This is a genomic window from Ferrimonas sp. YFM (assembly GCF_030296015.1).
Lineage (GTDB): Bacteria > Pseudomonadota > Gammaproteobacteria > Enterobacterales > Shewanellaceae > Ferrimonas.
The window spans coordinates 2,660,468-2,679,117 of record NZ_AP027368.1; the positions used below are offsets into that span (position 1 = coordinate 2,660,468).

Genomic DNA, 18,650 nt, shown 5'->3' on the forward strand with positions numbered 1-18,650 from the left:
CTGAATGCCCAATGTCATCCGCCGAGACCAGGCCCGTTAACATTGACACAACCTCCACTCTCCACCGCCGCTGCTACCACTGGTGTTTTTACCCTGGCTTGACCGGATTTATAACGAATTCTGTCCCTATCGATAATGTTGTCTTGTTGTTACACTGAGCCGAAATCGTATTCGACAATGCGAAAGGCAGACCACGAACCATGATAGAGACGAGCAGCCATCCCCTGACCGAGCTGTTGAGTATTGGGTCGTTCGGAGTGTCCCTCTATATTGCCTGGCAGATCCTGACTCTAAAATCACGAGTACTGGTCTGGCGGGAACGGCTGGCCTTTGTTGCCCTGACCCTATGCATTGCGGGTCAGCAGCTTTGCTACGCCTACATTATGCCCAGCTCAGATCTGGCGCTACAAAGTACGGTGATGAAGTGCCAGACGGCGCTTCTCCCTTTTCTGTTAATCAGTCTGTTTCTGTTCATCGCCTACTACAGCCGCCAAAAACGGATACACCCCTGGGCCATTGGCCTGAGTATCGCGTGCGCCGGTCTGTTTCTGGCCAACATGCAGGGGCCCCTGCCCCTGCGCATCGGTTCCCAGGTTTCCTACGAGCCCGCCCTGCTTCCCTGGGGGCAAACCGTCTATATGCTCAGAGGCGCACCGGGTGACTCAGGCCTGGTTGCACTGGCCCTGGGGCTAGGCCTGGTGGGCTGGGGCTGGTCCCGCTGCTCAGCCATGCGCCAAAGTGGACGCCGTCAGCCGGCAACGCTGTTGGCCTGTGCCCTGGCGCTTCCAACTCTCACCCTCGCCGGTGAGTGGCTGCTGGCGTCCCCCCTGCTGTACTGGCTGGACACCTCAGGCCTGAGCCTGTTCATGATGGCCTTGCTGATGTCACAAGCCGTGGTCCGAGAGCAGGCTCAACCCACCTCCGACAAAGACAGTTCGTCTTCGTCTGTATTGGATTCGCCGCCAGCAAATCCCCAGTGGGATATCGTGCTGGATCAGGCCCCTGCCTGCATGCAGGTGCTGAACCTGAATGGTCGGGTGATCAAGACCAATCAGGCGAGTCGTCGCTATTGGAAACGAGACCTGTGCGATGACGAACAGGACTTTCTGCTCAATCTGTTAGAACTCCAAGATCTGGATCTCGAAATCTATTTCGCTGATCTGCCCGAGGGGGAACACCGAGATTTCGCCACCCTGCGACTGGAACAGGGCAAAGAGTACGGCGGACTGGTACCCGACAGGACAAGATGGCTGAAGTTCAGAGCCTATCCGCTTCGTTCAGACGATGGCGCCACCCTGGGTGTGGTGATCTATCACATCGACGTCACCAACGAATACAACGCTGAAACCGCCATCAGGGAGATCGCTCGAGGGCTGTCTGACAGCTACGGCAGCCAGTTCTTCGACAACCTGGTGCTGACCATGGCCAAGCTGTTTAACGCCAAAATGGCCTTTATCGGACTGCAAACCCATAAAGGCAGCTGGAATCAGATCACCACCTACGCCATCTGTTCCGACGGTCAGATTATTGAGAACTTCACCTATGACCTTGCCGACACACCCTGTGAGAACGTGGTGGGACGACAAACCTGCGTCTACGAAAGCCATGTGCAGCAACTCTTTCCTGAGGACCTGATCCTTCAAGACCTTGGCATCGAGTCCTACATAGGTACTCCGATCCACGACCCCGACAATCAGCCCATCGGCATCATGGTAGTGGTGGACACCAAACCCCTAACACAGGTGAATCAGGTGCAGGAGATACTGGAGATCTTCGCCGCCAGGGCAGGCGCGGAGCTTCAGAGGCAGAGCGCCGAGTCCAGCATGAGGCAGATGGCCTATCAGGACTACCTGACTCGCCTGCCCAACCGGGCATTGCTGCACGAGCACCTGAGGAACAACCTGGAGCACTGCCGAACCCAGGGCAAAGGTGCCGCCATGTATCTGCTGGATCTGGATCATTTCAAGACCATCAATGACACCCTGGGCCATGATGTGGGTGACGAAGTGATTCGGGGCGTAGGGCGAAGACTGAGAGAGCACCTGGATGACTCCATCTTTGTCGCCCGTATGGGCGGTGACGAATTTGTGGTGGTTCAGTGCTGTGAACCCGATCAGGAGGAGATTCAGGCCAGGGAGATGGCAGACAGGCTGATCGCCCTGATGACCAAACCACTCCAGGTGGGCGACAGACTGCTCAATGCCGGATGCAGTATAGGTGTGGTGCTCTACCCTGATGATCTGCCGACCCACAGGCCCACCGAATTGGATCTGCTGAGATTCGCCGACATCGCCCTGTATCAGGCCAAAAACAATGGCCGTCATCAATACGTGGTGTTCCGCTCCGAGCTCCAGGACAAGATCAACGATCGTATCCAGATAGAGAGGGGCCTGCGAGACGCCCTGGAGCACGACGGATTCGAGCTGCATTTCCAACCTCAAATCCGCAGCAGTGGCGAATTGGTCGGCGTCGAGGCCCTGCTGCGCTGGAACAGAGCGGATGGCCGCCCCATCTCTCCCGCCTGTTTCATTCCCATTGCCGAAGAGACCGGGCTGATCCTGAAGCTGGGTGCCTGGGTGTTTAGCGCCGCCTTCAAGCAGGCGGCTCTCTGGCAAGCTCAGGGCTGCTGCCCCAAACGAATCTCCATCAACGTGTCTGCCTGGCAATTCGCCCAGAACGACTTTGTGGAGCAACTGATGACTCAACTGGAGCAGACCGCCGTCGACCCCAGCCGCTTTGTTCTGGAGCTTACGGAGTCTGCCCTACTCCAGGATGTACCTGAAACCATTAGCAAACTTAAGCTGATACGCCGAGCAGGGTTCCAGATCTCCCTGGATGACTTCGGTACCGGTTACTCCTCTCTCGCCTATCTTAAGGATCTGCCCCTGGACGAGCTTAAGATCGACAAGTCCTTTGTGGATGAGCTGACCCAAGGCACCAGCCAGCCGCTGCTGGAGTCGATGATTGCCATCGGCCAGCACATGCACCTTGGGGTCATCGCCGAAGGGATAGAAACCGAGCAGCAAAGGGTGCAGCTGGAGTTGATGGGCTGCCATATCTTCCAGGGCTTCCTGTACGGCCGCCCCATGCCCGCAGAGCAGCTGCAGCAGTGGATGACTGACAGCCCCTCCAAAATTCAGGCATAGAAAAGGGGAAGCCACCGGCTTCCCCTGATTGCAAGGGTTCGCCTTATCCCAGCTGCTCGGCAGCCTGTGCAGAGCCTTTGCGGCTGCGCATCTGGCTGACGCCTACCCCCACCATCACCAGAGCACAAGCGCCCAACTGGACCATGGTCATGCGCTCATCGAGAATGAGGTAGGCCAGCACCAGGGTGAAGACCGGAATAAGGTTGACGAAACTGGCAGCACGGGTCACCGGCATATGAGCAATGGCATAGTTGTAAAGCAGGTAGGCTCCCAGGGTGACAAAGGCTCCGAGGAATACGATGGCGGTCACCCCCTGATGGTCCCAGTGCCAGGGGTTGCCCAAAGTCATCGCCAGCGGTGTAAAGAAAATCAGGCCAGCGAAGGACATCAACGCCGTCAGCGTCAGTGCCGAGTAGCGACTGCTCAGGTGCTTGAGGCACACGCTGCAGATGGCCGCACAGAGCATGGCGCCAAACTCCAGCGCATTCCCCAGCATGGGGTTGGGCGCCGCGTCGGAACCATGTCCGTCGGTGCCCAGCATCAGTACACCACCAATGGCAATGCTCAGGCCAAACACCGCGATGCGACTCAGGCGCTCTTTCAGGAAGATAAAGGCCACCACTGCGGTAAGCAGAGGTGCCAGGGAGGTCACCATGCCCGCCTGGCCGGCACTGGTGTACTGAAGCGCCATGGCCTCAAGTATAAAATAGAGGCAGGGTTCGGCCGCCACCAGAATCAACAGTACCTTCCAGTCACCGCTTCGATACTCGAAGCGCATCACCCGCTTCCACATCACCAGAAAGCAGAGGGTTGCCACCCACATACGGCCGGCAATCACCGTCCAGGGGTCATAACTCACAAACGCCAGCTTCAGGGCAATAAAACTGCTGGCCCACAGCACCATGGCAAACACCAGTGCACATTCGGCAACTCTTCCTTTCACATCCTCTCCACAGTCACATCAGGGTTTGAACTTAAGGTCCAAATTCGCGCACATCTTAGAGATTCCCGATGACATTTGCACCCCAGAGCGCGGGCCATTCCTGACGCCGACTGTTAGCCATTCGGCGCGGGCGCATAACTAGGGAGCAGGAGTCACTGAAAATCTAAAAACAGCGCAGTTCCGACGACTGTTCACTCATAAGCAGCATTTTTCTGTGAAAACTCAATTACGTGACCCGCTTAACAGTTCCCTTTATCTGGACTCACTCCCCAACAGCAAAACTTTTACCTGCTCGCCACATCTCGCCACTGCGGTGCCATTTCAGAAGGGTGCGCCAGCGTTGCCGGGGCCTTTTTGCCCACAGTGCCCAGAAAAAGGGCAGTGCAAGCTACTGAAAACGAAGCGAAGCTGCTCAATATATCCACCGAAGTCGCTATTAGACGATCTTCTGTGAATAACCCCATTGCTCCTCAGTTGTTTATGACCAATCAATTACCGATAATAGGGGGCTAAATGTAATCCGAGCCTCATTTCCATGTCAGAGTATCTGCTGTTACTGGTTGGCACCATCTTGGTGAACAACTTCGTTCTGGTGAAATTCCTGGGTCTGTGCCCCTTTATGGGGGTATCGGGTAAGGTGGAGTCCGCCATCGGCATGTCCATGGCCACCACCTTCGTCCTGACCCTTGCTTCATTGTGCAGCTATCTGATCAACCAGTACCTGCTGATCCCCTTCGACCTGGTGTACCTTCGCACTCTGGCGTTTATCCTGGTGATCGCCGTGGTGGTTCAGTTCACCGAGATGGTGGTGCGTAAGACCAGCGCCTCTCTGTACCGGGTGCTGGGCATCTACCTGCCGCTGATCACCACCAACTGTGCGGTGCTGGGTGTCGCCCTGTTGAATGTTCAGGAGCAGCACGATCTGTTTGGCTCGCTGATCTACGGCTTCGGTGCTGCCGTAGGTTTTTCTGTGGTGTTGGTGCTGTTCTCCGCCATGAGAGAACGGCTGGCCGCCGCCGATGTCCCCGCTCCCTTCAAGGGCGCGTCCATTGCAATGATTACAGCCGGTCTGATGTCCCTGGCCTTTATGGGCTTTACCGGGCTGGTGAAATAAACGATGAGCAGTATTTTAATCGCCATTTTTGTACTCGCCGGGCTTGCCCTGGTGTTTGGTGTGGCCCTCGGGTATGCCGCCATCCGCTTCAAAGTGGAATCGGACCCCGTGGTGGAACAGATTGACAACACCCTGCCGCAGACTCAGTGCGGACAATGCGGCTATCCTGGCTGTCGCCCCTATGCGGAAGCGATAGCCTCTGGCCAGGCCCCCATTAACCTCTGCCCTCCGGGTGGTGATGCCGTCATCCAGAAGCTGGCGGATCTGATGGGGGTCGAACCCGAGCCTCTGGAAGGCGGAGAGCAGGTTGAGCGCGTGGCCTATATCCGCGAAGAGGAGTGCATTGGTTGCACCAAGTGCATTCAAGCCTGCCCGGTAGATGCCATTGTTGGCACCGGCAAGCAGATGCACACCGTCATTGCCAAAGATTGTACCGGCTGCGATCTGTGCGTAGCCCCCTGCCCCGTCGACTGCATCGACATGATTCCAGTGAAGACCACCAAACAGAACTGGAACTGGGATCTGAACCGCATCGCGGTCACCGAGGTGGAGTGAGTAAAGAATGATTCAGACCCTGATTGAAGAGATCGACAGCGGCAAACTCTGGAGTTTTCCTGGAGGCATCCACCCACCGGAAAACAAGGAGCAGTCCAACCAGACGCCCATCGATTTGCTGCCCCTGCCGGAACTGTTCTATGTTCCGGTCAGCCAACACATCGGCCAACCGGGCAACCTGCTGGTCAAAGTGGGTGACACGGTCAAGCGTGGCCAGCCCCTGACTCAAGCACAAGGCGCCATGAGCCTGCCTGTGCACGCTCCCACTTCAGGCACCATCGAAGCCATCGGCGACTGGGACGCCGCCCACCCCTCGGGCCTAAAAGAACTGACCATAACACTGCGTGCCGATGGCCAGGATGAATGGTTTGAGCGCCACCCAATCAAGTCCCTGGATGAGCTGAGCCAGGAGGCGATCCTGGAGAAGATCCGCCTGGCCGGCATTGCCGGATTGGGCGGTGCCACCTTCCCCAGTCACATCAAGCTGGCGCCTCGCAAGCCTATCGAGGTGCTGCTGATCAACGCCGCTGAGTGCGAGCCCTACATTACCGCCGATGACACCCTGATGCGCGAGTTTGCCGCGGAGATCGTTCAAGGGCTGCGGGTTCTGGACAAGTTGCTGAGCCCCAAACGCATTCTGTTTGGCATCGAGGACAATAAGCCTCAGGCCATCGCCGCCATGGAGCAGGCGATCAAGAACAGCCAGTTCGATCCCAAGCGACTGCTGGTGCGGGTGATCCCGACCAAGTACCCCTCTGGCAGTGAGAAACAACTGATCCAGGTGCTCACTGGTCGTGAGGTGCCCACTGGCACCATCCCAGCTGAGATGGGCATGGTGATGCAGAATGTCGGTTCGGTGTTCGCCATCAAGCGCGCCATCTTCAATGACGAGCCACTGATTGAGCGGGTGGTGACCGTGACCGGCGAGCGCAGTAAACAGCCCGGCAACTACTGGGTTCGTCTGGGGACACCCATAGACTGGCTGCTGGAGCACACCCGATTTAAGCCTCAACTGTTTGGTCAGAAGGCGATCATGGGGGGGCCGATGATGGGCTTTACCCTGCCAAGCCTCAAGGCACCGGTGATCAAATCCACCAACTGCATCCTGGTGCCCAGCCGCAAAGAGCTGCCCGGCCACGCCAGAGAGCTGGCCTGTATCCGCTGCGGAGAGTGTGCCAAAGCCTGCCCGGCACAGCTGCAGCCACAACAGCTGTATTGGCATGCGCGAGCCAAGGAGTTGGATAAGGCCCAGGCGCTGAACCTGCGTGACTGCATCGAATGCGGCGCCTGCGCCTATGTTTGCCCATCAGACATTCCACTGGTGCAGTACTACCGAGTGGCCAAGGCCGCCATCCGTCACGAAGAGCAGAAACAACAAAAAGCGGAGGCCGCCAAGATCCGCTTCGAAGCCCGACAGGCACGCCTCGAGGCGGAGAAACAGGAGCGCGAGAATCGCCACAAGGCTGCCTCCGCCAGACGCCGTGGCACCACGCCGGCTCCAGAAAGCGACGCGGTCCAGGCGGCCCTGGCACGCATCAAGAAAGCCAAACCTGAGGCCACAGAGGAACACAAGAGTGGCGAGCAGGATATGGCGGCACTGCGCGCCCAACGGAAAGCCCAGGCCCGCGCCGCCAAGGCTCAGAAAGCGGAAAGCGGAGAAGAAACTCCAGCCCCAGATTCACGTCAGGATGCCGTAGCGGCCGCGGTCGCCAGAGCCAAAGCCAAGCGCGACGCCCAGGCGTCTCAAACTGAGGATCCGAAGAAAGCTGCGGTTGCTGCCGCAGTGGCCAGGGCCAAGGCAAAACAAGCTGCCGACCAGAATGGGCAATCTGAGCCCGCACCGGCCGAAGACAAGCGCAAAGCCGCAGTCGCCGCTGCCATCGCCAAGGCCAAAGCCAAGCAGGCCGGCGTTCAAAACGAACAAGCTGAGCCCGCACCGGCCGAAGACAAGCGCAAGGCCGCTGTGGCCGCTGCCATCGCCAAGGCCAAAGCCAAGCAGGCCGGCGTTCAAAACGAACAAGCTGAGCCCGCCCCGGCCGAAGACAAGCGCAAGGCAGCAGTCGCCGCAGCCGTCGCCAAGGCCAAAGCCAAGCAGGCCGGCGCTCAAAGCGAACAAGCTGAGCCCGCCCCGGCCGAGGACAAGCGCAAGGCGGCGGTGGCCGCTGCCATCGCCAAGGCCAAAGCCAAACAAGCCGCCGCCCAGGGTGAACAAACAGAGCCCGCCCCGGCCGAGGACAAGCGCAAGGCCGCGGTGGCCGCCGCCATCGCCAAGGCCAAAGCCAAACAAGCCGCCGCCCAGGGTGAACAAACAGAGCCCGCCCCGGCCGAGGACAAGCGCAAAGCCGCGGTGGCCGCCGCCATCGCCAAGGCCAAAGCCAAACAGGCCGCCGAGCAGGGTGAACAAACAGAGCCCGCCCCGACCGAGGACAAGCGCAAGGCCGCGGTGGCTGCCGCCATCGCCAAGGCCAAAGCCAAACAAGCCGCCGCCCAGGGTGAACAAACAGAGCCCGCCCCGGCGGAGGACAAGCGCAAGGCCGCGGTGGCCGCTGCCATCGCCAAGGCCAAAGCCAAGCAAGCCGGCGAGCAACAACCCCAGGGCGAGACAGCTGACACCCAGTCTCCAGACTCCGAGGCCAGTGCCGAAGATGCCAGAAAAGCCGCGGTTGCCCGGGCCATTGCCAAGGCGAAGGCCAAGCAAGCCGCAGCTAAAGAACACGCGCAGCAAGATGCTGCCTCAAGAACGGACGAGCAGTAAACGATGGCTTTTAAGATCGCCTCCTCCCCCCATGCCACAGTGCATACCAAGACCCATCAGGTGATGCAGAGGGTGGCTCTGTGCACCCTGCCTGGTGTTGCCGCCCAGTGGTACTTCTTCGGCTGGGGCAATCTGATACAGATAGCCCTGGCCATCACCGTTGCCGTGCTGGTGGAAGCGCTGTTTATGGTGGCGCGCGGCCGTTCGGTGAGCAGCGCCATTGGCGACTACACCGCTGTGCTGACCGGTCTGCTGCTGGGGATCTGCATGCCCTCCCTGGCCCCTTGGTGGATTGTGGTTCTGGGTAGCCTGTTCGCCATTGCCGTGGCCAAACAGCTCTATGGCGGACTGGGCCAGAACCTGTTCAACCCCGCCATGGTCGCCTATGTGGCCCTGCTGATCTCCTTCCCTGTACAGATGACCGCCTGGATGCCCCCTCAGGCTCTGGCTGCCAATGTCCTGAGTTTCGGCGACTCTCTGCAGATGATCTTCCTGGGCAGCAACAGCCTGGAACTGACCATTAGCCAGTTGGCTGTGGGTGTGGACGGGGTCACCATGGCCACACCTCTGGACACCCTCAAAACCGATCTGACCCTGGGTCTGACCGCCGGAGAGAGCTTCTCCAAACCCATCTTCGTGGATAATCTCGGCGTAGGTTGGGTCTGGGTGAATGCCGCTTTCCTGCTGGGGGGGCTGATCATGCTCCAGCAGAAACTGATTCGCTGGCAGATCCCGGTATCCGTGCTGCTTGCCCTGGGGCTCAGTGCCATTCTCGGCACCATGTTGCACCCCGACGGCACCGGCGGCCTGATGTTCCACTGGTTCTCAGGTGCGGCCATGTTTGGTGCCTTCTTCATCGCCACCGACCCGGTTACCGCCGCCAGCAGCCCCAAGGGCCGGCTGATCTTTGGTGCCATCATCGGTGTGCTGGTGTTCGTCATCCGCAGCTTTGGCGGTTACCCCGACGCCTTTGCTTTTGCCGTACTGCTGGCCAACATGTGTGCGCCTATGATTGACCACTACACCCGACCACGCACCTACGGACACGGGAGCCTCTGATGCTGAACTCCATGAAACGTAATGGCCTGGTGCTGGCGCTGTTTGGCATGGCGGCCACCGCCCTGGTGGCGGTGACCCATCAACTGACCGAAGACAGGATCTACGAGCAGCAGCAAAAGCAGCTGCTGAAAACCCTGCACCAGATTCTGCCTGCCGAGGAGTACGACATCCCTCTGCATCAAAGCTGTCACCTGATCACCAGTCACCAGTACCTGGGCACAGAGGAGCCTCAGCGCGCCTTTCTGGCACTCAAAGAGGGGCGCCCTGTGGGCCTGGCCATGGAGACCACGGCCCCCGATGGTTACAACGGTGATATTCACCTGATTGTGGGCATCGACTGGAATGAAAATCTGTTGGGGGTTCGCACCCTGAGTCACAAGGAAACCCCCGGGCTGGGCGATGGCATCGAACTGCGCAAGTCTGACTGGGTGCTGAGCTTCGCCGGGTATCGCCTGAAGGATGAGAAGGACAAGCGCATCAGCGTCAAAAAGGATGGCGGTGAATTCGATCAGTTTACCGGCGCCACCATCACCCCACGCGCCTACACCAAGGCGGTGCGCAACACCCTGAACTACGTGCGCCGCTTTAAAGAAGAGATCCCCTCTGCCCCCCAGTGTGGAGAGAAACGATGAGCCAACTCAAAGAGATCGCCTGGCAGGGCTTGTGGAAGAACAACCCTGGTCTGGTTCAGTTACTGGGACTCTGTCCCTTGCTGGCGGTGAGCAATACCCTGACCAACGCCCTGGGTCTGGGGCTGGCCACCATGGTCGTGCTGATCGCCTCCAACATGCTGGTGGCCGGTCTGCGCAAAGGGATTCCCGATGAAGTGCGCATCCCCATCTACGTGATGATCATCGCCGCCCTGGTGACCTGCGTGCAGCTGCTGGTTAACGCCTATGCCTATGGCCTCTACCTGTCATTGGGGATCTTCCTGCCTCTGATCGTAACCAACTGCGTGATCATTGGCCGGGCGGAAGCCTTCGCATCGAAGAACTCGGTGGCTCACGCCGCCTTCGATGGCCTGATGATGTCTCTGGGCTTCCTGTTGGTCTTGTGCCTGTTGGGCGGGGTGCGTGAACTTTTGGGTCAGGGCACCCTGTTCGATGGCGCCGAGTTGCTGCTGGGGGATTGGGCCACCGCCCTGCGCATTGAGCTGTGGCAGGTGCAAAGCCCCTTCCTGCTGGCCCTGCTGCCTCCAGGTGCCTTTATTGCCATGGGCCTGCTCATCGCAGCCAAGAACGCCATGAATGACAAGGTCGAGTCGGCCTTTGCCCAGAAAAAGGAAGCCGTTAAGATTGAGCGTGCCCGGGTCACCAACTGATCCGGCAGCGCACACAGGCTCTGAACAGGGAACGCAAACACATAATGAATAAAGAGAAACGGCTGGAGATCCTGACCCGGCTCAGGGACAACAACCCTCACCCCACTACCGAACTGGAGTTCTCTACCCCCTATGAGTTGCTGGTGGCGGTGGCGTTGTCCGCCCAGGCCACCGACGTAAGCGTCAACAAGGCTACCCGCCACCTCTTCCCCGCCGCCAACACGCCTCAGGCGATGCTGGATCTGGGCGCAGAAGGGGTAAAGGAGTACATCAAGACCATAGGTCTGTACAACACCAAGGCGGAGAACGTCATCAAGGCGGCACAGATCCTGGTGGATAAGCATGGTGGTGAAGTCCCCGAGGACAGAGCAGCCCTGGAAGCCCTGCCTGGGGTCGGCCGCAAGACGGCCAATGTGGTGCTGAACACCACCTTTGGCTGGCCCACCATTGCCGTGGACACCCACATCTACCGGGTGTCCAATCGCACCAAGTTTGCCATGGGCAAAAATGTGGATCAGGTGGAGCAGAAACTGTTGAAGGTGGTGCCTGCGGAATTCAAGGTAGACGTGCACCACTGGCTGATTCTTCATGGACGCTACACCTGCCTGGCTCGCAAACCCAGGTGCGGCAGTTGCATCATCGAGGACCTGTGCGAATTTAAGGAAAAGGTCTACCCAGAGGAATAATCACCCAGCCGGACACAGTCCGGCTTTTTTATCTGCGAACAACGTTTGCGTTGCTATTTTACAGGCGAAAGCGCGTCATTCTCGATCCGGTCTCGTATGAAGAGCCAGCCAATTAAGCAAACAATAAAAACGTTATAAAAAATTAATTAAATCACTCGAGCAATACACTTAAGCCGCTCAGATTCCCCGCAGCTCACAGAAGATAAGGCAAGGATGAGCAGGATCTCACACCCAGGTTGGGCCTGTATGGCCTGTATGGCCTGTATGGCCTGATAGGCGGTTTGAACCTGATGGCACCGGCCTTCCGCTCATCCATTCACTCAGCACGTTACTCTTACTTATTGCCACTCGGTAGCTTAGCTGAATTGCAGTGCTCACTCCGTCCGCCCCTGCCTCGAAGCCAACACCCGATCGCCATGACTGCCTGCAGTATGTTCTTTGAACCGAAGACGAACTTTTTTGTAAAAGTTTCAATTTTTTTGTACTAAAGCTCCCTTTTAACATTTGCGTTATCTATGCCGTTTTTCGCATAGAGAATCGCCAACAAGATAGACCAAAACCCTGCCCATTCTAACCTTCAAAATCGGACGGAAAATTCACAAGCGCATAGTTATGCAGAGCGCAAACTTTAATAAACTCTTAACCAAAAACACCAATTGCAAAACAACCCCGCCCGCTAATTTACCCCCTTTACATTGTTTGTTACTTTACCTTCAATTTTCACTGTAAAAGGTTGTTCGTTATGAGAAGTCTTAAAGATTGGCAGCTTAGTCCCATCGCTACTGCTGTCATAGCTTCCACGCTATTGTTAACTGCATGTGACGGTGACGACGGCAATGACGGTCTTAATTCGCTGGTTACTCAGACAGAGATCGGTAGCACCGACCAATGCACATTTGGCGGCGTGCGAATCGACAGCGGCGTGGATACCGATAGAAATGGCACTCTGGATAGTGGCGAGATCAACTCCACCAGTTATCTGTGTGAAGAAGACGGCTTCTGGTTACAGCTGCTGCACTTCGCCGATATCGATGGCAATGAAGCCACCGCACTGGACACCGTAGACGAGTTCTCCGCTCTGGTTGACGGCTTCCGTAATGACGAAAGATACGGCCTGGATACCCTGGTGCTCTCCTCTGGCGACAACGTCATTGCGGGCCCTCGCTGGTTTGCTGCAGAAAACAGCGACGTACGCGCCATCACCGGCAGCAACGAGCCCGGTCATGTGGACCACCTGTGGATGAACGAGTTTGGTGTTGCTGCCACTGCCTTGGGCAACCATGACCTCGACCAGGGCCCAGGCGAACTGGTTGACGCAACCTCCAGTGAGTCCAAGAACGGCGTGACCTTCCCAGGCACCCAGTTCCCCTATCTGGCCGCTAACGTAGATTTCAGTGCCGACGAAGACTTCACCGACATCATCGGCCAAGATGGCGAAGACGCCAGCCTGCTGGGTGGCAAGTTTGCCGGCAGCGCCATCGTTCGCCTCGGCGGCGAGCGAGTGGGTATTGTTGGCGCCTCCACCCCAGACCTGCCTAACATCACCTCCACCGGTGACCTGACCATCGCCGGCAGCACCTCTGAGATCGCTGAACTTGCTGCTGCCCTGCAGCCCACCATCGATGCCCTTACCGATGCCGGCATCGACAAGATCGTTGTCGTTGCACATATGCAGCAGATCAGCATCGAAAAGGCTCTGGCCGGTGCCCTGAAGAATGTCGACATCATTGTCGCCGGTGGTTCCAACACCCGCATGGGTGACTCCACTGACACCCTGTTCCCCGGTGACACCGAGTTTGCCGAGGATTATCCTTTCCAGACCACCGACGCCGACGGCAACCCCACTCTGGTTGTGAACGTTGACGGTGACTACAAGTATCTGGGCCGTCTGGTTGTTGCGTTCGATAAAGCTGGCCACGTCATTCCCAGCCTGCTGGACAAGAACCTCAATGGCTCCTGGGCCAGTACCGAAGAGAACGTCAATCTCGTAGACGGCGTCAGGAACGCACGCGTCATTGAGACCCGTGATGCCCTTCAAGGGGTGATCTCCAGCCAGTTTAACAACGTCATCGGCCACACCGACGTGTACCTGGAAGGACGTCGCGGCGAAGTGCGCACTCAGGAAACCAACCTGGGTAACCTGACCTCCGACGCCATGATCGCCTATGCAGAGCAGTGCACCGAACTGACCAATGTACTGGCGCTGAGAAACGGCGGCGGTATCCGTGCTGAAATCGGTAACGCTGTGACCACAGGTCTGACTACCGAGTTCTTCCCTCCATTCAACGATGGTCTGGAAACGGCCAAGCCTGGTGATGTCAGTGAAGGTCACATGCGCAGCACCCTGCGTTTCGACAACGGCCTGGTGGTTGTTGATGTGACTGGCGCTCAGCTTAAGGCGCTGCTGGAGCATGGCGTAGCAGCCACAGCCGCTGGTGCAACTCCGGGTCAGTTCCCGCAAGTGGGCGGCATCTCCTTCGGCTTTGATCCTGCACTGGAAGCCGGTTCCCGTATCACCGACCTTTGGGTTGATACCGACGACAACAACATCCCTGACACCGCCCTGTACACCGCAGGCGAAGCCCAGGCTGCTGCTGCCGACACCTACCAGGTTGTGACTCTGAACTTCCTGGCCAACGGTGGTGACCAGTACCCCTTTGCTGACCAGTCCACCAACCGCAGACAGCTGTACAGCTCTGTTGGCTTCGGTGACCCCGATGCGGATGACAACGACCTGCCAGACTTCCCTGTCCTGACCTCCTGTGACAACGGTGCTCAATCTGACTTCAGCTACACCGGTGGCGAACAGGATGCGGTTGCTGAGTACTTCCTGGCAAACTATGCCGATGCCGCCAACGGCTTCGACATTGCGGATACTGCCCCTGCCGATGACCGCAGAATCCAAAACCTGAGTGTCATCAGCGAGTTCGTGGCTCCTGTGACCCCATAAGTCCATCAACGACTTGTCAAAGCCCCATGGTGCCAGAAGCACTGTGGGGCTTTTTTCATCGTCGTCCTTGGGCATCACTTTGAGAAAAAGTGGAACTTGAAAGCTGAGAATCGGCAGAAGCGGACGGCCACACCTTCGTGGAACGGCTCAGGGCGGCAAAGACAATGGGACGAATACCGCCACTTAGTCCATGCGGTTCCCCAGATTGCTGACCAGGTGAATCAATCCTCCCGGGGCACTGATCCAAAACCCCTTATCCCCATCCGGCAGAGGCGCAATCTCGTCACGGCGCACCACACCGTGCTGAGCCAGATAAAAGGCGGCGTCCGCTTCATCCGCAGTGGCCAGGTGCAGCCAGATCTCTGTGCGGCTAATGCAATCCACTTCACACAGAACCAATCGGAGTGCGCCGAAGCAAAACGCGTGAGCGCCAAGTGAGGGTTTGCAGAAATTCACGTCCTCCTCGAGCTGGAGGATATCGCGGTAGAAGCTCAGGGTCTGGGTGAATTCGTGGGGAGGGATGCGCACCAACAGAGTGCTGCCCCCTTCGAATCTGGGTTTCATAGTGCATCCTTGCCAAACAGGTCGAACCAATCATAGTCCGTTGTCATCCCCTGTTCATATTCCATTCACTTATATTCTTACTATTGAAAAACCTTACTGGCGCCCCCACTCCATACCCAAGAGCCAGCAACGAGTCAGCCAATTGAACTACCCTATCCACGCATACGACCAGCACGGCAGCCTTAAGGCGCCAGTCTGGCTCTATCTTTTGCTGGCGTTTTTTGCCCGAACCTGGCTGCTGCTGGCCATCGCCGCCGCCAGCCGAACCACAGGCTCAGATATTCTGGCGCTGTTTTATCCTGATACTCACCATTTTTACCTGGGTCTGGGCTCGGGATTACCTGTTATCGTCCTGATGATCTGCGGCCGACTCAAAAGCGACAAACACCCTGCCCTTGCGACCCTGTGGCGTCATGGCCGCTGGTTGCTGCTGGCCAACTGGCTGGCTGACCTCAGTCTGCAGTTGTCTGGCGTTCTGCACCTTCGGGGGGAGATCGGCCTCTATCAGAGCCTGCCGCTGTTAGCCAGTTTCTGGTTTGGCTGGTACCTTTTGAAGAGCCGCAGAATCGGGGACTATTTTGATGGTGCTCATGTCCTGAGCCACGGGGTTACCCGGGGTTAGCACCTGGCCCAACCTTTTGTTTACAATGACCGTTTCGACCAACTGGATACACATATGGATATGCTGACTGACTCTCTTGCCGGAATTGGCCCCTTCTTTACCTATCTGGTGATTGGCCTGGCCCTGATCGCCCTGTTCAAGGTGATCTACTCTGCCCTGACCCCCTACGATGAATGGGGACTGGTAAAACAGGAGCAAAATCAGGCGGCCGGCATCGGCATCGGTGGCGCCCTCATCGGCTTTACCCTGGCCCTGGCTGCTGCGGCGGCCAACTCAGTTTCTCTGGTGGATTACGTCCTCTGGGCAGGTGTTGCCCTGGTGGCCCAACTGCTGGCCTTCACCGTAGTAAGACTGGTGATCCTTCCCGGCCTGGTGGAAAAAATCGAACAAAACAACATTGCCGCCGCCATCGTGCTGGCTGCCATTAACATCTGTGTGGGCCTGCTCAATGCGGCCTGCATGAGCTACTAGGAGCAGATTGTGAAACGAAGTCGTTCTGTCCTCTCCCCGAGATTTAAGAAACAGGCCACGGCACCGACGGCCGCCGCGGTCAGCGTCTCCCTGATGTTGTCCGGCTGTAGCCCCGCCCCCAAGCAGGAAACTGCCCAGGTCTACAAAACGGCGGAGGAGTGCATCCTGGTCAATCCGGATCAGGAGCAGCTGTGCCGGGACGTATTTGGCGAGGCCATGGCTCTGGCCGAGGAAACCGCCCCACGCTTCAACTCCCTGGCCGACTGCGAATTGGAGTTTGGTGCCGATCAATGCATGGGCGGCGGTGAATTCGCCGGCTCCCTGGCCGATGGCGATCAGTACGCCGAAAGCAGTGGCGGTGGAGGCTGGTTTATGCCGATGATGTATGGCTACATGATGGGCAGTATGCTGAGCGGCTCCTCCCGCAAGTACCGCTCGGCGCCACTCTACAGCTCCAAGAACGCCCGTTCCCCCATGTACGGCAAGCTGGTGACCGGCGCCGGCGATACTGTCGGCCGGGCCAACGACCGGGTGGTGCGCACCTCCCCCAACAACTTCACCCCCAAGAAGGCCACCACGGTGACCCAAAGGGGCGGCTTCGGCAAGATTGCCCGGGTGAAATCCACTCAAGCCAGAAGCAGCACCAAGAGCAGTTCCAGGGGCTGGGGCGGCTGATGCGTCGAGAACTCATTTCCCCCAGAGCCCACTGGCAGAGCCAGGCCGAAAGCTACGGCTTTAACTTCCATACCATGTATGGCGAGCCCTACTGGGATGAGAGCCGCTACTACGCCTTCACCCTGGAGCAGATAGAACGGGATCTGGAAGATCCCACCACCGAGCTGAACCAGATGTGCCTGGAGGTGGTGGACAAGGTGATGGCCAGCGAGGAACTGCTGACCAGGTTCGCCATCCCCAGGGAGCACTGGGAGATGATCGCCCGCTCCTGGCGCCTGAGAGACCCCTCCCTCTATGCCCGTATGGACCTGGCCTATGACGGCAACGGCCCGGCCAAAATGCTGGAGAACAACGCCGACACCCCCACCAGCCTGTATGAGTCCGCCTTTTTTCAGTGGCTGTGGCTGGAGGACCGCCTCAAAGACGGCACCTTGGCCCCCGGCAGCGACCAGTACAACAGCATCCAGGATAAGCTGATTGAACGCTTCGCCGAGCTTAAGAAGAGCTGGCCTCCGGTGCCACTGCATTTCGCCTGCTGTCAGGATACGGACGAGGACAGAGGCACAGTTCAATACCTTCAGGACTGCGCCGAAGAGGCGGGCTTCGACGCCTGCTTCACCTTCATCGAAGAGATCGGCCTGACGCCCCAGGGTGGCTTTGTGGATGGCCAGGATCGCCCCATTCATGCCGCCTTCAAACTCTATCCCTGGGAGTTTATGCTCAGAGAAGAGTTCGGCCAGCATCTGAACAAGAGCCAGACCCGCTGGCTGGAACCAAGCTGGAAGTCGGTGCTCTCCAACAAGGCCCTGCTGCCGATGTTGTGGAAACTGTTCCCCAACCACCCCAACCTGCTGCCCGCCTACTTCGCCGATGAGCTCCACCTGGCCGGTGAAAGCAAGTTGGTAGAGAAACCCATCTACTCCAGAGAAGGTGCCAATGTCCGCATTCTCGAAGGGGGCCAGGCGGTGGCGGACAGTGACGGGCCCTACGGTGAGGAGGGCATCATCTATCAGGCATTCCACCCCCTGGCCCGCTTTGGCGAGGATTACGCCCTGATTGGGTCCTGGCTGGTAGGCGATGAAGCCGCCGGCATCTCGGTTCGGGAGGACTCAAGCCTGATCACTCAGGACCTCTCCCGCTTCGTGCCCCATATCATCCTGCCCTGAACACCAGCCCCTGAGGGTGACTCCCGGGGGCTGTTTCCTACCCGTCTCACTTTAGGATGCGATGGATGAGAAGGATCTCAATTGCACTGCTGGCCCTCGTTGGCCTGTTTGCCAGTGCTGCCCAGGCAAACTCCCTGGCCCAAACCCTGAACGATCTCTATCTGGAAGATCAGCAGGACAAACAAAGCGGCGCCTACAGCTACTACAGGGACCAGCAGCGCCTGGAGTCGGTCCAGGCCCTGCTAGAGAACAACAGACTCACCCAGGCCAAGGAGTACTACCATGCCGCAGTGATCTTTCAGCATGGCAGTCGCAGCGAACACTACCGCCGAGCGCATACCCTGGCCCTGGAGGCGGTAAGACTTGAGCCTGGCTTTATGGAGGCACGATGGCTGGCCTGCGCCGCAGAGGACAGGTACCTGCACAGCCTGGGAAAGCCTCAGGTATGGGGCACTCAGCAGAGGTTCACCGGCAGCTGGACGCTGGAGCCGTTTGACCGCAGTGCGAAAAGCGATAGGGAACGCCAAGCAAACGGTGTTTCGAACCTGGAGGCCATCGATTCGCACATCGAAACACTCAATGGCACCGAACTGAAATAGATCCGCTGACCGGGCATACTTTGT

General features: G+C 58.1%; 16 protein-coding genes. 14 read left to right on the forward strand and 2 right to left on the reverse strand.

The features are described 5' to 3' along the window. Positions 1–200 precede the first annotated feature (200 nt). Positions 201–3,146 (forward strand): EAL domain-containing protein, encoded by a 2,946-nt coding sequence (locus QUE41_RS12410; RefSeq protein ID WP_286339346.1) that lies wholly within the window; start codon positions 201–203, stop codon positions 3,144–3,146. A 43-nt stretch (positions 3,147–3,189) separates the two neighbouring features. Here QUE41_RS12410 and QUE41_RS12415 read toward each other — a convergent pair whose 3' ends face one another. After that, a complete protein-coding gene (locus tag QUE41_RS12415; protein WP_286339347.1) occupies positions 3,190–4,089 on the reverse strand; it encodes a DMT family transporter in 900 nt (299 codons plus the stop codon). A gap of 535 nt (positions 4,090–4,624) precedes the next feature. Here QUE41_RS12415 and rsxA point away from each other — a divergent pair. The 8 genes from rsxA to QUE41_RS12455 all read left to right on the forward strand — a co-directional run bounded on the left by rsxA (position 4,625) and on the right by QUE41_RS12455 (position 14,529). After that, positions 4,625–5,203: an electron transport complex subunit RsxA gene (rsxA, locus tag QUE41_RS12420; RefSeq protein WP_028110565.1), complete on the forward strand. Its 579-nt coding sequence runs from the start codon at positions 4,625–4,627 to the stop codon at positions 5,201–5,203. A 3-nt stretch (positions 5,204–5,206) separates the two neighbouring features. Further along, positions 5,207–5,758: an electron transport complex subunit RsxB gene (gene rsxB, locus QUE41_RS12425; protein ID WP_286339348.1), complete on the forward strand. Its 552-nt coding sequence runs from the start codon at positions 5,207–5,209 to the stop codon at positions 5,756–5,758. A gap of 7 nt (positions 5,759–5,765) precedes the next feature. Next, positions 5,766–8,513 carry an electron transport complex subunit RsxC gene (rsxC, locus tag QUE41_RS12430; protein ID WP_353506848.1) on the forward strand — a complete coding sequence of 916 codons (2,748 nt, stop codon included), beginning with the start codon at positions 5,766–5,768 and terminating at the stop codon, positions 8,511–8,513. Between the two features lie 3 nt (positions 8,514–8,516). Then, complete coding sequence (rsxD, locus tag QUE41_RS12435; protein WP_286339349.1) at positions 8,517–9,572, forward strand: electron transport complex subunit RsxD; 1,056 nt, start codon at positions 8,517–8,519, stop codon at positions 9,570–9,572. Beyond that, entirely contained in the window at positions 9,572–10,204 is a 633-nt protein-coding gene (gene rsxG, locus QUE41_RS12440; RefSeq protein WP_286339350.1) for an electron transport complex subunit RsxG, read from the forward strand. The genes rsxD and rsxG overlap by 1 nt, the downstream gene beginning before the upstream one ends. Next, positions 10,201–10,893 (forward strand): electron transport complex subunit E, encoded by a 693-nt coding sequence (locus QUE41_RS12445; protein WP_286339351.1) that lies wholly within the window; start codon positions 10,201–10,203, stop codon positions 10,891–10,893. Before rsxG ends, QUE41_RS12445 begins: the two co-directional genes overlap by 4 nt. A 44-nt stretch (positions 10,894–10,937) precedes the next feature. Further along, complete coding sequence (gene nth, locus QUE41_RS12450; protein WP_286339352.1) at positions 10,938–11,579, forward strand: endonuclease III; 642 nt, start codon at positions 10,938–10,940, stop codon at positions 11,577–11,579. Positions 11,580–12,321: 742 nt separating this feature from the next. Next, positions 12,322–14,529 carry a bifunctional metallophosphatase/5'-nucleotidase gene (locus QUE41_RS12455; protein ID WP_502875883.1) on the forward strand — a complete coding sequence of 736 codons (2,208 nt, stop codon included), beginning with the start codon at positions 12,322–12,324 and terminating at the stop codon, positions 14,527–14,529. Positions 14,530–14,712: 183 nt separating this feature from the next. Here the strand turns inward: QUE41_RS12455 and QUE41_RS12460 are convergent, their stop codons facing one another. After that, complete coding sequence (locus QUE41_RS12460; protein WP_286339354.1) at positions 14,713–15,093, reverse strand: VOC family protein; 381 nt, start codon at positions 15,091–15,093, stop codon at positions 14,713–14,715. Positions 15,094–15,235: 142 nt separating this feature from the next. Here QUE41_RS12460 and QUE41_RS12465 point away from each other — a divergent pair, with 142 nt between their 5' ends. From QUE41_RS12465 to QUE41_RS12485, 5 genes are all read left to right on the forward strand, one after another. Beyond that, positions 15,236–15,715, forward strand: coding sequence for a DUF2919 domain-containing protein (locus QUE41_RS12465; protein ID WP_286339355.1), 480 nt, complete (start codon positions 15,236–15,238; stop codon positions 15,713–15,715). Positions 15,716–15,769: 54 nt separating this feature from the next. Next, on the forward strand, positions 15,770–16,186 hold the full coding sequence (locus QUE41_RS12470; protein ID WP_286339356.1) for a DUF350 domain-containing protein: 417 nt from the start codon (positions 15,770–15,772) through the stop codon (positions 16,184–16,186). A 9-nt stretch (positions 16,187–16,195) separates the two neighbouring features. After that, positions 16,196–16,861, forward strand: coding sequence for a DUF1190 domain-containing protein (locus QUE41_RS12475; RefSeq protein ID WP_286339357.1), 666 nt, complete (start codon positions 16,196–16,198; stop codon positions 16,859–16,861). Further along, positions 16,861–18,027, forward strand: a complete 1,167-nt coding sequence (locus QUE41_RS12480) for a glutathionylspermidine synthase family protein (protein ID WP_286339358.1) — start codon at positions 16,861–16,863, stop codon at positions 18,025–18,027. The genes QUE41_RS12475 and QUE41_RS12480 overlap by 1 nt, the downstream gene beginning before the upstream one ends. Positions 18,028–18,092: 65 nt before the next feature. Further along, positions 18,093–18,626 (forward strand): hypothetical protein, encoded by a 534-nt coding sequence (locus tag QUE41_RS12485; protein WP_286339359.1) that lies wholly within the window; start codon positions 18,093–18,095, stop codon positions 18,624–18,626. The last annotated feature ends 24 nt before the right edge of the window (positions 18,627–18,650 follow it).